Source organism: Prosthecobacter sp. GW821-HT29F12 (genome assembly GCF_058803405.1).
This window is the reverse complement of record NZ_CM179517.1, coordinates 353,036-366,134: the sequence shown is the minus strand read 5'-3', so window position 1 is coordinate 366,134 and position 13,099 is coordinate 353,036. Positions and strand designations below refer to the sequence as shown.

At 59.7% G+C, this 13,099-nt stretch carries 13 protein-coding genes; 8 read left to right on the top strand and 5 right to left on the bottom strand.

Going from position 1 to position 13,099, the window contains the following annotated elements:
- Window positions 1–45 precede the first annotated feature (45 nt).
- From AC3RLQ_RS01440 to AC3RLQ_RS01410, 7 genes are all read left to right on the top strand, one after another.
- A complete protein-coding gene (locus AC3RLQ_RS01440) occupies window positions 46–924 on the top strand; it encodes a hypothetical protein (RefSeq protein WP_422319768.1) in 879 nt (292 codons plus the stop codon).
- A 98-nt stretch (window positions 925–1,022) separates the two neighbouring features.
- Window positions 1,023–2,240, top strand: a complete 1,218-nt coding sequence (locus AC3RLQ_RS01435) for a hypothetical protein (RefSeq protein ID WP_493033642.1) — start codon at window positions 1,023–1,025, stop codon at window positions 2,238–2,240.
- A gap of 23 nt (window positions 2,241–2,263) precedes the next feature.
- Window positions 2,264–2,833, top strand: a complete 570-nt coding sequence (locus tag AC3RLQ_RS01430; protein WP_493033640.1) for a GspMb/PilO family protein — start codon at window positions 2,264–2,266, stop codon at window positions 2,831–2,833.
- The gene (locus AC3RLQ_RS01425) at window positions 2,830–3,597 is read left to right on the top strand and encodes a hypothetical protein (RefSeq protein WP_493033638.1); all 768 of its coding nucleotides are present in this window, start codon (window positions 2,830–2,832) and stop codon (window positions 3,595–3,597) included. Before AC3RLQ_RS01430 ends, AC3RLQ_RS01425 begins: the two co-directional genes overlap by 4 nt.
- Window positions 3,598–3,646: 49 nt before the next feature.
- Complete coding sequence (locus AC3RLQ_RS01420) at window positions 3,647–6,358, top strand: secretin GspD/PilQ domain-containing protein (protein WP_493033635.1); 2,712 nt, start codon at window positions 3,647–3,649, stop codon at window positions 6,356–6,358.
- 80 nt (window positions 6,359–6,438) lie between these two features.
- Complete coding sequence (locus AC3RLQ_RS01415) at window positions 6,439–7,422, top strand: enolase C-terminal domain-like protein (protein WP_493033633.1); 984 nt, start codon at window positions 6,439–6,441, stop codon at window positions 7,420–7,422.
- Window positions 7,419–8,645, top strand: a complete 1,227-nt coding sequence (locus AC3RLQ_RS01410; RefSeq protein WP_493033631.1) for a M20/M25/M40 family metallo-hydrolase — start codon at window positions 7,419–7,421, stop codon at window positions 8,643–8,645. Before AC3RLQ_RS01415 ends, AC3RLQ_RS01410 begins: the two co-directional genes overlap by 4 nt.
- Window positions 8,646–8,679: 34 nt before the next feature.
- Here the strand turns inward: AC3RLQ_RS01410 and AC3RLQ_RS01405 are convergent, their stop codons facing one another.
- Window positions 8,680–9,657, bottom strand: coding sequence for an SMP-30/gluconolactonase/LRE family protein (locus AC3RLQ_RS01405; protein WP_493033629.1), 978 nt, complete (start codon window positions 9,655–9,657; stop codon window positions 8,680–8,682).
- 136 nt (window positions 9,658–9,793) lie between these two features.
- Between AC3RLQ_RS01405 and AC3RLQ_RS01400 the strand changes: the two genes are divergently transcribed.
- The gene (locus AC3RLQ_RS01400) at window positions 9,794–10,369 is read left to right on the top strand and encodes a hypothetical protein (protein WP_493033627.1); all 576 of its coding nucleotides are present in this window, start codon (window positions 9,794–9,796) and stop codon (window positions 10,367–10,369) included.
- Between the two features lie 23 nt (window positions 10,370–10,392).
- On the opposite strand, the gene AC3RLQ_RS01395 is transcribed toward AC3RLQ_RS01400, so the two are convergent.
- The 4 genes from AC3RLQ_RS01395 to AC3RLQ_RS01380 all read right to left on the bottom strand — a co-directional run bounded on the left by AC3RLQ_RS01395 (window position 10,393) and on the right by AC3RLQ_RS01380 (window position 13,074).
- On the bottom strand, window positions 10,393–11,694 hold the full coding sequence (locus AC3RLQ_RS01395) for a PQQ-binding-like beta-propeller repeat protein (RefSeq protein WP_493033625.1): 1,302 nt from the start codon (window positions 11,692–11,694) through the stop codon (window positions 10,393–10,395).
- A 65-nt stretch (window positions 11,695–11,759) separates the two neighbouring features.
- Window positions 11,760–11,960 (bottom strand): hypothetical protein, encoded by a 201-nt coding sequence (locus AC3RLQ_RS01390; protein WP_493033623.1) that lies wholly within the window; start codon window positions 11,958–11,960, stop codon window positions 11,760–11,762.
- A gap of 5 nt (window positions 11,961–11,965) precedes the next feature.
- On the bottom strand, window positions 11,966–12,562 hold the full coding sequence (locus AC3RLQ_RS01385; protein WP_493033621.1) for a hypothetical protein: 597 nt from the start codon (window positions 12,560–12,562) through the stop codon (window positions 11,966–11,968).
- Window positions 12,532–13,074: a hypothetical protein gene (locus tag AC3RLQ_RS01380; RefSeq protein ID WP_493033619.1), complete on the bottom strand. Its 543-nt coding sequence runs from the start codon at window positions 13,072–13,074 to the stop codon at window positions 12,532–12,534. Before AC3RLQ_RS01380 ends, AC3RLQ_RS01385 begins: the two co-directional genes overlap by 31 nt.
- Window positions 13,075–13,099 lie beyond the last annotated feature (25 nt).

Sequence of the window (13,099 nt, the reverse complement as noted above, 5' to 3'; positions counted from 1 at the left end):
TGCAGCGCTCGTCCGGCTTCAGCACAGGGCTCAGCGCTCATGCTCATGATCTGGGCCATCCTGCTCATGTCCGTCACGGTCATGGGGGTGGTGGAATACATCACTTACAGCGCGGAGGAATCCAAACAGGCGGCGTATGATTTCCGCGCCCTGCATCTTGCGGAAAGCGGCATCGCCGTGGGTTTGCACCCCAGCACGCGGCGGGGGGACATTGTGATGAAGCAGAAGGTGGGGCCGGACAGCGGCTTCGACGTGGTGATCAACTACGAAGGCGCGCGCATTCCGATCAACTACATCACGGATGAACGGTTGCGCGAGGCGATCTACAATCTCTTCATCTACTGGCAGCTCAATGCGGAAGACGCCGGTGTTGCGGCGGATTCACTGGCGGACTGGGTGGACAATGACAACACCCAGCGCGCCAACGGTGCGGAGGCGGAGTATTACAAGAGCCTGGGGATTTATGACGCGCCGCGCAACCGGGGCTTCATCCGCGTGGAGGAAATGATCCTGGTGCGTGGCATGGATGCCGTGGACCGCAAAAAGCCGGACTGGCGTAATTTCTTCAGCATCTATGGAGAGGGACAGATCGACCTGCGCACGGTTTTCAAGGATGTGCTGCTGGCCATCACCGGAGCATCCGAAAACGACGTGCAGCGCTTCATCAGCGAACGCGATGGCGGGGATGGCATTCCCGGGACGGAGGACGACCGCCGCATCCGTGCGCCGGAGGCTTACCAGATTCTCGGCCTCAACGGGGACCGGCTGAACGCTGTGAGCGGCATCGTCAATGACAGCGACACGACGCTGCGGCGCATCACCAGCATCGGCTGGGTGGGGACGAAGCGCTCGAAAATCATCCTCGTGACCCGGCGCGATCAGACGACGGGGGCAGTGACCTATCTCGGAAGGATTGAGGAGTAAAACGGACTCGACAACCAGAGCATCACCGGACATTCGATAATCGTCATTCAATCACGCAACTTCCCACGCGATCGCGCGTTCTACCCAGCCCTTCACGAATGTCACTCGCCGCCACTACCCTGCTCCTCCCCGCCCCTGATGCCTCCTGGCGTGTGTGGAAGCCGCGCGCGACCTCCAGTGCTGAGACGGTGGAAAGCCCGGCCGAGGCGAAGCATGTGAGCAAACCCCTGCTGATCGGGCTGCCTGCCTCGGCATGCCGGACGATCGGGCTGATCCTGCCGCAGACGGACGCGGAGCTGCTGGAGCAGATCATTTCCACCCAGCTGGAACGCCGAGGCTTCAAGCTGGAGCAGGATGCCGTGGGCAGAAACTACCGGTGGCATCTGCTGGGCCAGAACGGCGGGCTGGCCATCGTGAGTGTGGACATCCTGGCGGAACCGTTCCCGGAAGCGCTGGCCGCCTCCCACGCCAGCGACTACACCGCCGCGCTGAGGCTGGCGCAGCTGCCTGCCGGACATATTGTCATCATTGAAGAACAGGGAGATCTGGTGCTGGCGGCCAGTCATCAGGGGAAGCTGTATCACAGTCACATTTTTGCCAAGGCACCGGCTGCGGAAGATGTGCTGACGCTGGAGATCACCCTGGCCCGGCTGACCTTGGAGTCCGAGCTCGGACCCAACACGATTGACGGGGTGGCGCTGGTGGGAGCGAATTTTGACAAGGGTCTCACCACGCGACTGAGTTCCATTTTGGACCTGCCGGTGCGGGTGCTCGCTGACCTGCCGCCCAATGGCGCTTTGGAAACCCGCACCTGGACGAAGATGCTGCCCTCAGGGGTGCGGACGGCGATCAGCTCGAGCACCCAGCGCTCCAAGCTCATCCGTGCGCTTGTGCTGGGTGGCATGCTGTATGCATCGCTGGCATTCCTCGGCTTTGCTTACCTGCATTTTCAAGAAAAGCGTGCAGAGAAACTGGCCGAAGAGGTGGAGGTCACGAGCGAGCCGGCGGCGGCGGTGCGCAAGGCGAATGAACGCTGGAAAGTACTGGCTCCGGCCATCGAGCCGCAGCGGTATCCGCTGTTTCTGCTGGGTGAGATCAACCGCATCATGCCGGGCAGCGGCATCGTCATTCGCAAGTTTGAAGTGAAGGGCAAGGAGATCGACATCCGCGGTGAAGCACGGGATGCGCAGCTCGCGTTTCAGTTCATCGAAGACTTCAAAAAGAACCGCGTCCTGAGCCGTTACGAATGGACGAATCCCCGGCCGGAAGTCAAAGGCACCACGGCCTCCTTCCGCGCCCAGGGCAAGCTGCCGTAACGAATCCGATTTTTTCAAATTCCATGGCACTCGCCCTCACCCAACGTGAAAAGAAACTGCTCGGAGCCTGCATCGGTGCCCTGGTGCTGATGGCGACGTTCATCATGCTGAAGCAGTTTCTGGACCGCCGCACGGCGGTGCTGGCGCGCATCACCTCGCTGGAGAATGAGAAAAAGGAGAACAGCCACTGGATGGACGACCGTGAGTTCTGGGACAAGCGCTCGGCGTGGATGGAGCAGCACATGCCCACCACCGAGAGCCTGGGCACGGCGCAGGCCAAACTGCTGGAAGAGATTCAGAATGTGGCGCTCGACTACCAGCTGCAGGTGCAGAAGCAGCAGCTGCTGCCGGATGCGGCGGACAGCAAGACGAACGCCTCCGTGTATCGTGAGGTGGCCGTCGAAGTAAGGCTGCGCGGTGATCAAACCACGCTCCTGGGCTGGCTGGCCACTTTGCAGTCGCCTGAAAAGTTTCAAGCCATCAAGCAGCTGGAGCTGGAGATCGACGGCAAAGCTAAAGAAAAGACACCCCAGGCCTTGTGCAACCTCGTCCTGGCGCGCTGGTTCAAACCTGAAGCCGGATTCCAGCCATGAAAACTCTTTCCACCACTCTGCTGATGCTGAGCGCGGCACTGAGCCTGCGCGCGCAGTCGATTGTACCAGCTGCGCCTGCCGAGGCACAGCTCACGACTTCGGATCTGCTGGCACTGCCCGGAGACGAACTACTGACACCGGAGCAACCCGTGGCCGCATCCGCAGCGCCTGCCGGGCCTGTGGATCCCGACCTGCCGCAGCCTTTTGATGCGACGTCATTGAGCGCGATCATTCAAAACTCCCCGTTCACCCGCATCGTCAGCATCTCTGATTCCCTTGTGCTCACCGGGATGGCCTACGTGAATGGCAAACCGGTCGTGACCATTTTTGACAAGAACGAGAAGCAGTCCCTAGTCGTCAGCGAAGAACCCAATCTCAAAGGCTGGAAACTGATTGAAGCACTGCCCACCAGCAACATTGAGCGCGCCCAGGCCAAGATTGCCATCGGTGGAGAGACCTTCAGCATCCGGCACAGCGTGCTGGACAAAAACGACCTGACGAAGGGAAAAAGTGACAAGGGCGACCGAGGCCCACGCAATGATTCCTCCGGCGGAGACCGACTCAACCGAGGCAACCGGGGCCCCAGTGAGGAAGACCGGAAGAAGTACGAAAGTCTCTCCGACAAAGCCAAGGAAAAATTCCGCGATGCCATGCGTGAAAAGTTCAGCGATGAAAAGTTCCGCAACGCTCCTGAGGAGGAGCGCCGCAATGCCATCCGCACCATGTTTGAAAAGATCCAAAAAGATGACGGCGGGGGCAAATAACACGCCCCGCTGAAGTCCCCACCTGCCACTCACGCCACATCCCTTTCGCATGCATCGTTGTCTTCCTGCCCTCACCACGCTTCTGTTTGCCATCTCCGCCGTTGTGCGCGGGCAGAGCATTGTACCGCCAGCCCCACCTCCGACACCTGCCGCAGTTCCTGCAGCCGCCACGACGGAAACGCCTGCGGCCACAACAACAACCACTACCACCACTCCGCCCCCCCTTCCCCCACCGACTCCGCCAGTCGCCGCCCCTGCAGCAAGCGGCACAGCCCCTGCAATGCCTCCTGACGGCGCACGCCCTCCTGGAGGAGGTTTCCCTGGCGGTGGGCGCAGCGGTTTTGGCCGCCGTGGTGGCTTTGGAGCACCGGGCGGTGGTTTTGGCGGTCCTGGCGGCATGAGTCCTGACGGCGCTGGTGGTGCCGCAGGAGAGGCGGAGGCCTTTCAGATCACCGGAGACAACGTGATGATGCAGTTTGCCAACAATCCCGTGGCCGACCTGCTGGCGATCTATGAGAAGCTCACGGGCTACACGCTGATCAAGGACACCAACATTTTTGAAGGGGCCACGATCAGCCTCGTCACCCCCAAGCAGGTTCCTAAAGCCGAAGCCATCAAGCTCATCGAGGCCTCACTGCTCGCGAACGGCTACGCCATTGTGAACGAGCCTGGCAGCAACAGCGCCAAGATCCTGCCGGCACGCAACCAAAGTGCGAATGCCGTGCAGTTCTCCCATGGGGTGCGGTTTTACACCAGTGCCATGGACATCCCTGACGGTGAAAGCATCGTGTCCTACTTCATGAAGCTGGACTACCTCGCGCCTGAGGACGCCGCCACCATGTTCTCCGGACATGTGGGTCTGGGTGCTTATGGCCGCATCACACCGGTGACCTCCCCGCCCGGACTGCTGATCACGGAAAGCGCCACGATCGTCAAGCAGCTCATCGGCATTCGTGAAGCGATTGATCTCGGTGACACCGGCTCCACGCTGGTCACGAAATTCATTCCCATCAAATTTGCCGATGCGGCCGTGATCGCCCAGATCATTCAGGCCACCTTGAATGCGCAGGCGCAGGAAAAGGAAACGAAGGGCGTGAACACGATCCGTGGTTCCGCCGCCAGTGATGGCCGTGACAACAAAGGCGGCGACAACAACGCCCCAAGACCCCCGTCCGTCCCAAACAATTCATCGCTGTCATCGAATCAAAATGCGCTGAATCCCCAGCCCAGCACGCAGGTGGTGGCAGACACGCGTTTGAACCAGATCCTCGTCGTGGCTTCACCGCTGGACTACACCTACGTCGCCAGCCTCATAGCTGAATTTGACAAGCCGCTGGACAGTACGGAGCCGTATGAGCGCAAGCTCAAGTATGCCGCCGCCCTGGATGTCTTGAGTGCGCTGGTGGACCGGTTGCAGGAAGTGAACGCCGGCACCACCCAGCTGCCGGGCGGGGGCAGCATTCAACAACAGCGCCAGCAGGTGCTGGCGACGAACAGCAGCCAGCTCCTTGGCGGCAGAACCACCCAGGGCACACGGGGTGGCGTGGTGGGCAACACCGCCTCCTCCGCATCTGGCTCTGACACCGCCAGTGCGTCCACAGGAACCACCGGCACCACATCATCAGCTACAAGCACTGGAGGCTCCCGTGCTGACGTCGTGTCTGGCCCCACGGAAAACAACGCCCCAGTGTCCGTGCTTGTCGGCAAGAGCCGCATTGTCGCAGACCCGATGTCGAACACGATCATCGTGATTGGCAGGCAGGAAGAGATCTCCAAAGTCGATGCCCTGCTCGACAAGCTCGACCGCAAACCTTCCCAAGTTTACCTCGCCACCGTCATTGGTGAACTGACCCTGACTGACACGATGATCACCGGGGTGGATTACATCTCCTCCCTGACCAACAAGAACTTCACAGCGAGCAGCATCACCAACCGCACGGACATTCTTGGCGGGACGGGCGGCGCGGGACGAGCCATCAATGACCTGCGCAACAATGCCATCACCACCCCGTTTGGTCCCAGCTCCGGCCTGAACCTGTATGGTGCCGCCGGCAGCGGCCTGGGAATCTTCCTCAATGCGCTGCAGACCAACAGCAATTTCAAAGTCCTCTCCCGGCCCTCCATTTTCGCCCTGAACAACAAGAAGGCGGTCATTTCTTCCGGTCGCAAAGTTCCGTATCCGGCAAGCACCGTCACGAACGCCGCCAACCTCAACGGCACCGTTACATCCACCACCAGCTACCTTGATGTGGTTCTGAAGCTTGAGGTCGTGCCGCTGATCAACACGGATGGCGAAGTCACGCTCACCATTTCTCAAATCAACGACACTCTCATCGGCACCCAGCTCATCACCCCCAACCTGGTCCCGATCATCGGAACCGAGCAGCTTGTGACCTCCGTCACCATCCCGGACCGCAACACGATCGTGCTCGGCGGCCTCATTTCCGAGGAGAAAAATCTCGGCCAGAACGGCATCCCCTTCCTCGGCAAAATCCCCGGTCTGGGCAAGCTCTTCCGCACGGACAACAACAGCGTGACCCGCAAGGAGCTGATCGTTTTCATTCAGCCGCAGGTGGTGACTGACACCGACAGCGTCCGCGAGACCTCGCTGAGCGAAGACATTCGCACCACGTCGGGGGCTCAGGCGGCCCAGCGCTTTCCGCAAGTGCCGCCGCCCCCCGTGCCTGAGCCGGTGGAGGTGCCAGCCAAGAAGAAAAACTTCTTCCAGCGCATGTTCAACCGCGACCCGAAGCCGCAATGATCATTCGGCGGGGCAACGACCAGCGAAGATCGAGACAGGACTCCTTGACCAGCGGGGCTCTTGACCTTTGACTGGGAGCATTGCACTTCGAGATCAAAACCCTTCATCTCAGCGAGCCTTTTCGCATCGCCCACGGCACCTCGGCTACTCGCCAGGTGCTCCGTGTTTCGAATGGAGAGCTCGTCACTGAGGCCCCGTTTGTCCCCTACTATGGAGAAGATCCGGCGCTGACGCTGGCCGTGCTCAATCAAGCCGTGCTGCCAGAAGTACTGCCGCGCACCGCAGGCCTCGCGCTCAATCTGCTGCGCCATGACATCATCGGCCACCAGACGGGCCGGACGTTTGCGGCCTTTGCCGAGTCGAAACTGGGCTTGCCCGTGCATCACACTCCACCCGGCTGCCGATCCTTCAGCATTCCCGAGGATCTCGATGTTTTTGCGGACAAGGTGCGCGAGATCGCCACCCAATTTCCCGTGCTCAAACTCAAGCTCGGCTCAGGTGACCTGGGGCTGGACATTGCCATCGTCTCCGTCGCACGCCAGGCTGCGCCGCATGCGAAACTGCTGCTGGATGTGAACGGCGGCTGGGACATGGCCGAGGCTCCGCTCATGATCGAGAAGGTTGCGGAATACAGCCCGACGCTGATCGAGCAGCCCATCCATCACCGCCTTGGTGTCGATGGCTGGGAAGAACTGCGCGCGCTGCTTCCTGGCAATCCCCCGCCGATCTTCGCGGATGAAAGCGTGCAAACCGTGGCGGATGTTATCGCACTCGCGGATTTCGTGGATGGCGTGAACATCAAGCTCCTCAAGAGCGGCAGCCTGGATGCTGCCGTGGCCATGATCGCGGCGGCGAAGGAGCAGAGCCTACAGGTCCTGCTTGGCTGCATGATCGAAACCAGCCTGGGCACCACCGCTGCGGCGCATCTGGCACCGTGGGCCGACTGGATCGACCTCGACGGGCATTTCTACGTGGCCGATGACGACTTCACGGGCATCACGTATGATGCCAACGGCAACCTGATCATGCCCAACCTTCCCGGCATTGGCGCTGTACCGCGATGAATGTTTCTCTTTTCCAATCTGCCGCTGAACGCCATCTCCCGGCTGCGCTCGATTTCCTGCGCCGTCTCGTGGCCATCAACAGCTTCACCGCCAATGCTGAAGGAGTGGATGAAGTGGCCCGGCTGACGACAGCAGCTTTTGCGCCGCTGGGTTTTGAGGCTGAACTTGCGCCCTGTGTCACTCCCGGCACCGGCCATCACCTCTTTCTCACGCATCGCGGTCAAGGGGGAGAACCCATCGTGCTCGTCACGCACTCTGACACGGTGTTTCCACCCGAGGAAGAACGGCTGAATGATTTCAAGTGGGATGAACGCCCCGTGGAAGGCCGCATCTATGGGCCGGGCACCGTGGATAACAAAGGCGGCACGGCCTTGATCTGGCTCATCCTGCAAAGCCTGCGGGATGCGGCTCCCGAGGTGTTTGAGCGCACGCACTGGCTCGTGGCTGCCAATGCTGCTGAAGAAATCACGGGGGACGATTTTGGCCGTGTGACCGCTGAACGTTGCGGAGGGAAAGCACGCGCGGTGCTGGTGTTTGAAGGCGGGCCGGTGGATGAGCGCGGCTGGCACATTGTGACCTCGCGCAAAGGCCGCAGCACGTGGAGGCTCAGCGCCGAAGGCAAGGCCGCGCATGCGGGCAGCAAGCACCATGAGGGCATCAATGCGATCGATGCGCTCGCGCGTGTGCTGCCGGACATCGCCGCGCTGACGAATCCGGAAGCTGAGCGAACGGTGAACATCGGCCTGGTGCAGGGTGGCACGGTGGTGAATCGCGTGCCGCATGAAGCGGTGGCCGAATGGGAATGCCGGGCCACGGAGCCTGCGGCATTGCAGCAGGCGGATGATTTTTTTGCAACGCTCAGCGGCACGGCGGCCAACGGCGCAAAGCTCACGGCAGAACGGACCGGTATCACTGCTGCGTGGCCTGGGGGTGTGGAGTCTGAAGCTTTGTTTCACCTCTGGCATGAGGCTGCTGCGATGATGAATCTCACGGCGGTCTCGGTGCCGCGCGGTGGCTTGAGTGATGCGAACCACCTCTGGCACCTGGCGCCCACGCTCGATGGTCTCGGACCCTATGGTGCCAATGCGCACTGTTCTGAACGCAGCGCTGATGGGAGCAAGCTGCCTGAGTATGTGGAGCCGGGGTCGTTTGTGCCGAAGGCAGTAATGAATGCGCTGGCGCTGGTGAAGCTGGTGAAGCTGGTGAAGGGCATCAGCTCATGAAGACCCTGCAATGAGCTAAAGCTCATGAGTACTTTCACAGCCCCTTGGCGAGCGTTTTAACGCGCAGCAGGAACATGTCTGCGGTGATGTAGAGGGTGCTGTGGTCAGCGCCGCCGAAGGCGCAGTTGGCCGTGGCCTGGCCGGTGAGGATGCTGCCGAGGTGTTTGCCGTCTTTGTTGATGATCAGGACGCCACCGGGGCCGGTGGTCCAGATGTTGCCATTGGCGTCCACCTTCATGCCATCACACCCGCCTTTGCGTTCGGCGCTTTTGAGAGGCTGGGCATTGAAGAAGACGCGGCCGTTTTTTGTAGTGCCGTTGTCTTGGAGATCGTAGGCCATGACGCGGGTGTCCTTAGGATCAGACACGGCGATGTAGAGTATCTTTTGATCGGGGCTCAGAGCGATGCCGTTTGGGAAACGAATGTCTGAGATTACCAGCGAGACTTTGCCAGCAGGAGTCACGGCGTAGATGCCGTGCTGCTGGAGCTCGGGTGCCTCGCCTTTCTTCAGGCCGTAGGGGGGATCGGTGAAGAAGATGGTGCCGCTTTTTGCGATGACGAGGTCGTTAGGGCTGTTGAAGCGCTTGCCTTCATACTTGTCCGCCAGAGAGGTGAAGGTGCCGTCCTTTTCCAGACGTGCGATGCGACGCTCGCCATGCTGGCAGAGGATGAGATTTCCTTGGGCATCGACTTGGAGACCGTTTGAGCCCTGGCCATCTCCGCTGAGACTGCCGCTGGGTTTGAGCATGACCTTGGCTGCGGTGTCGCCTTCCTTCCAGCCGAAGACGGTGTTTTCCGGCACGTCTGAGAAGACGATGCCGCCATCGCGCCAGACGGGGCCTTCGGACCAGTTGAAGCCGGAGGCGAGCACTTCGATTTTTGTGTCGGGAGCGATCAAGGCATCGAGCGCGGGGTCGAGTTTTTCGATGGAGCCTTTGAATTCAGGGACGGGCTCGGCAGCGAAAGCTGCGAGGGATGTGGCGAGGAGAAGGGAGAGTGTGCGGTGAAGCATGGGGAAGGCGGTTGGGAGTTCACTAAAACGGTCTTGCACCACGGAAACATTTCTGACTTTAATTGTGAGCCCAACACTTGATTCCTCTTCCAGTCACCGCGTGTGAAGGAAAGAAACCTTAAGCGGGACTTATCGCATGCGTGATTTTCTTCACTTCATCAAATGGATGGTCATCATTGGATGCTCATTATACCTCGCTTTTGTGGCGCTCGTCGCTGCGTTTTGTTATTTCGCCTACTCTCCCACCACCCGCCTGGGGCAATATGAGACCATCATCGGCAAATTAAAAAAGAATGAGGCATCAAAGAATCTTTCTGACCGCAATTTCGAACATCTTCCCGCACGAATCCCGGCTTCGGCAACCGATGCTAAGTTTTATTACTCTCCAGGATTTATTAGTGGCTTGAAAGTTAAGCTCTTGCTCACGCTACCCTCTTCGGAAATATCTGACATTGAGCAACGCTTGAGGGCTAAACACACCGCCCTTTCTGTTGAGAAGACAGCCGGTTTTTTGACCATTATTCCAAAACCATGGCGCGCCAGAAGATGGGATGCTTATGCCTCTGACAGTCAGGAACATCACTTTGGGGATGATTTTATCTTCTTTGATTTTTCACCGCCGCCAAGACCCAGCAGCAACATGAACAATTTTCACTATAAAGGGATCGCTGTATCGCAGAGCAAACATCAAGTCCTCTACTGGGTTGATTAGGTGATCGAACTCAGGCCTTCCACTCAGCGCGAAGCGGTCTTGGCGGTGCGTTTGCCGAGGCAGATGAGGCTTTTGTCGGTGCGGATGAAGATCTGGCCTTCGCTGAGTGCGGGGGAGGCGAAGACTTTTTCCTTGAGTTCGCTTTCGGCGAGGAGCTTGTAGGTTTTGTCGGGCTGGACGGTGCGGAGGATGCCGAAGTCGTTGATGAAAAAGACGTGGCCTTCGGCGCTGGTGAGGGAGGCGTGGTGCTCGCGCATGCGCTCCTCCCATTGGATCTCGCCGGATTTCGCATCGAAGCAGTGGGCGACGCCGGAGTCGGAGACATTGAGCAGGTGGCTGCCTTCGATGATGGGTGATGGGACGTAGGAGACGCCTTTGTTGGTGCGCCAGACGATGTGGGTGTTGGTGACGTTGCCGCTGCCGTCGGGCTTGATGGCGAGGAGGTGGTGCTCGGGGAAGCCGCCGGTCATGTAGAGGAGGCCGGACTGCTCGCTGTAAACGATGGAGGCGACGAACTGCTCGGTGGGGCCGTCGATGATCCAGAGGAGCTTGCCGGTGCGCGGGTCATAGCTGGTGACGCACATGGTGCCGGAGAGGACCATCTGCGTGCGGCCGCCGATGTCGCGAATGAGAGGGACGCAGTAGCTGCGGGTGTTGTTGGGGCGGGCGATGCGCCAGAGCTCTTTGCCGTCGGCTCTGGCGAGGGCGACGATGTAGCCGTCGCCATCGTGGTCGCAATTGACGATGACCTTGTCCTCAAAAACGATGGGGCTGGAGCAGAAGCCGTGCTTGCTGGAGAATAGGCCGGGGCGCACCTGCCAGATTTGTTTGCCGCTGAAGTCGTGCGCGGAGATGACGACGGTACCTTTGGGCACTTCGCCTTTGCCGATGACACGGCCGGCATTCGCCGCGCGTGTGGCGTCAGTCTCGGTGTTGTCGAGGAAGGCGGTGAAGACGCGCTCGCCATCGGTGGCGGGTGTGCTGGAGGCCTGGCTGTTGAGTTTGTGGATGCTTTCGATGGGTGCTTTGAGGACCGTGGACTGCCAGAGCTGTTTGCCTGAAGCGCGATCGATACAGAGCAGGACGCGCTCCTGGTTTTCTGTCAGTGCGGCGACGATGAAAACGCGATCCTGCCACACGATGGGCGAAGCATGACCACTGCCGGGGAGCTCGACCTTCCATGTGACATTGCCATCTGCGGAGATCGGAAAGCCGGTGTCTTTGGAGGTACCATCGAGACGCGGGCCGCGCCACTGCGGCCAGTCTTCGGCAGGGAGGAGCGCAGGGGTGAGAGCGAGGAGCAGGGAAAGCGTGCGGAAAGTCATGAGTGGGAGAAAACGCCGGGGAGAGGGGAGAGCTTGCGAGAATGAGGCGAACAGCTTCCGCCACATCAGCCGAGCCACCAATGCAACAGCAAGACGGCTGTGATGACAATCAAGCCACGAAGGCAAAGGCGAATGAGGCGGCGATCACCGGCCGAGGTGTCCGGCGAGGTTTTGGAGAAATCCTGCTGGAAGATCACAGACACATACGGCCCCAGCCAGAGGAGCAGAAGGAGCAGGGCCGGGTAGAGAATGTGACGCCAGTCCATGGTGCTCACGAGGGCGAACAAGTGTCGAGCAACCGCATCACCACCGGCAGCGCTCGTTTGAAAGCATCGCGCAGTTCTTGGATGTCCGGCATGCGCACGTCGCGAAAGGCGGGTTCCATCTGTTCACTGGTGATGCCATCGTGACGGATCAGGAACTCGACGTCCTGCATGTCTTGCGGGTCGTTGCCGCGCATCATTTTGGTCAGGATGAGGTCGATGGTGTGAGGACGAAAGAGCTTCAGAAATCGGGTGGGCGGACGGAGCACTGGAACGATGTGATCCTCCCAGTCCGAGCGGAGAAAGACCTGATCCTCTTGAAACAGATGTGTCATATAAAGCCCCTGCTTTTCCAGAATTGCATTCACCTGGGATTGGGCTTCCCAAAACTGGTCATCTGCTTCCAGTTCAGCAGACTTGGAGAAGCGTAAAATCACATCCATGTCCAATGAACGTCCAATGGCTGCTGGCACGTCATCGAACCCAAGCGCGATGGAGGCACGGCCATAAGAAACCAAGGAAACCTCATGGTCGAGCAAACCATCCAGGGTGGAGGCAATAATCTCAGCATTAGTCATGCCGCAAAACGCCGTGGACGCTGCCATTCGAAAGTAGTTTTCCTCCCCACATGCCGCTCGTAACCATTCATTGCCACGAAGCGGGTGGGATGAGGCATCACGCCGTCTTTAGGCTCCGGCATGGGCGGTAGCAGCGCCAGCAGTTCAGTCCAAAAAGAATTGTCGGGTTCGTATTTCCTACCACATGCCGCCACATAGGCGACGACCATTTCGCTGCGCTCCCAAACCGCAAGCCGAGCCAGCGCATGCGGATCATTCCCATCCGCTCCGAGCATGGCAGCCCCGCAACGGATCGAAAAAGGATCGTAAACCTGCGCGATGGAAAGCAGCGCCACGGCAAGTTCCTCATTGGAGAAGACTTCCACCGGGACAAGTTCGCCCGCTGGCTCATCTCCTTGCCAGTAGTGACGACACCCCCGCTGGACAGCCAACGTGCGCAGATCCTCTGGCACACGCAGCCCCAGCCGACGCGCCTTCATCAACAGAGGAGAAAGGTGTGTCGTGGTGCCAAGTTTGCGGGCCAGGGTTTCTGTTTCCACAGACGGAGTTTAGCCGAGCTCGGCT

Coding starts and splice junctions, on each gene's coding strand:
- AC3RLQ_RS01390 (WP_493033623.1), bottom strand. CDS start 11,960: ATGGACTGGCGTCACATTCTCTACCCGGCCCTGCTCCTTCTGCTCCTC.
- AC3RLQ_RS01430 (WP_493033640.1), top strand. CDS start 2,264: ATGGCACTCGCCCTCACCCAACGTGAAAAGAAACTGCTCGGAGCCTGC.
- AC3RLQ_RS01400 (WP_493033627.1), top strand. CDS start 9,794: ATGCGTGATTTTCTTCACTTCATCAAATGGATGGTCATCATTGGATGC.
- AC3RLQ_RS01420 (WP_493033635.1), top strand. CDS start 3,647: ATGCATCGTTGTCTTCCTGCCCTCACCACGCTTCTGTTTGCCATCTCC.
- AC3RLQ_RS01435 (WP_493033642.1), top strand. CDS start 1,023: ATGTCACTCGCCGCCACTACCCTGCTCCTCCCCGCCCCTGATGCCTCC.
- AC3RLQ_RS01440 (WP_422319768.1), top strand. CDS start 46: ATGATCTGGGCCATCCTGCTCATGTCCGTCACGGTCATGGGGGTGGTG.
- AC3RLQ_RS01425 (WP_493033638.1), top strand. CDS start 2,830: ATGAAAACTCTTTCCACCACTCTGCTGATGCTGAGCGCGGCACTGAGC.
- AC3RLQ_RS01410 (WP_493033631.1), top strand. CDS start 7,419: ATGAATGTTTCTCTTTTCCAATCTGCCGCTGAACGCCATCTCCCGGCT.
- AC3RLQ_RS01395 (WP_493033625.1), bottom strand. CDS start 11,694: ATGACTTTCCGCACGCTTTCCCTGCTCCTCGCTCTCACCCCTGCGCTC.
- AC3RLQ_RS01405 (WP_493033629.1), bottom strand. CDS start 9,657: ATGCTTCACCGCACACTCTCCCTTCTCCTCGCCACATCCCTCGCAGCT.
- AC3RLQ_RS01385 (WP_493033621.1), bottom strand. CDS start 12,562: ATGGCAGCGTCCACGGCGTTTTGCGGCATGACTAATGCTGAGATTATT.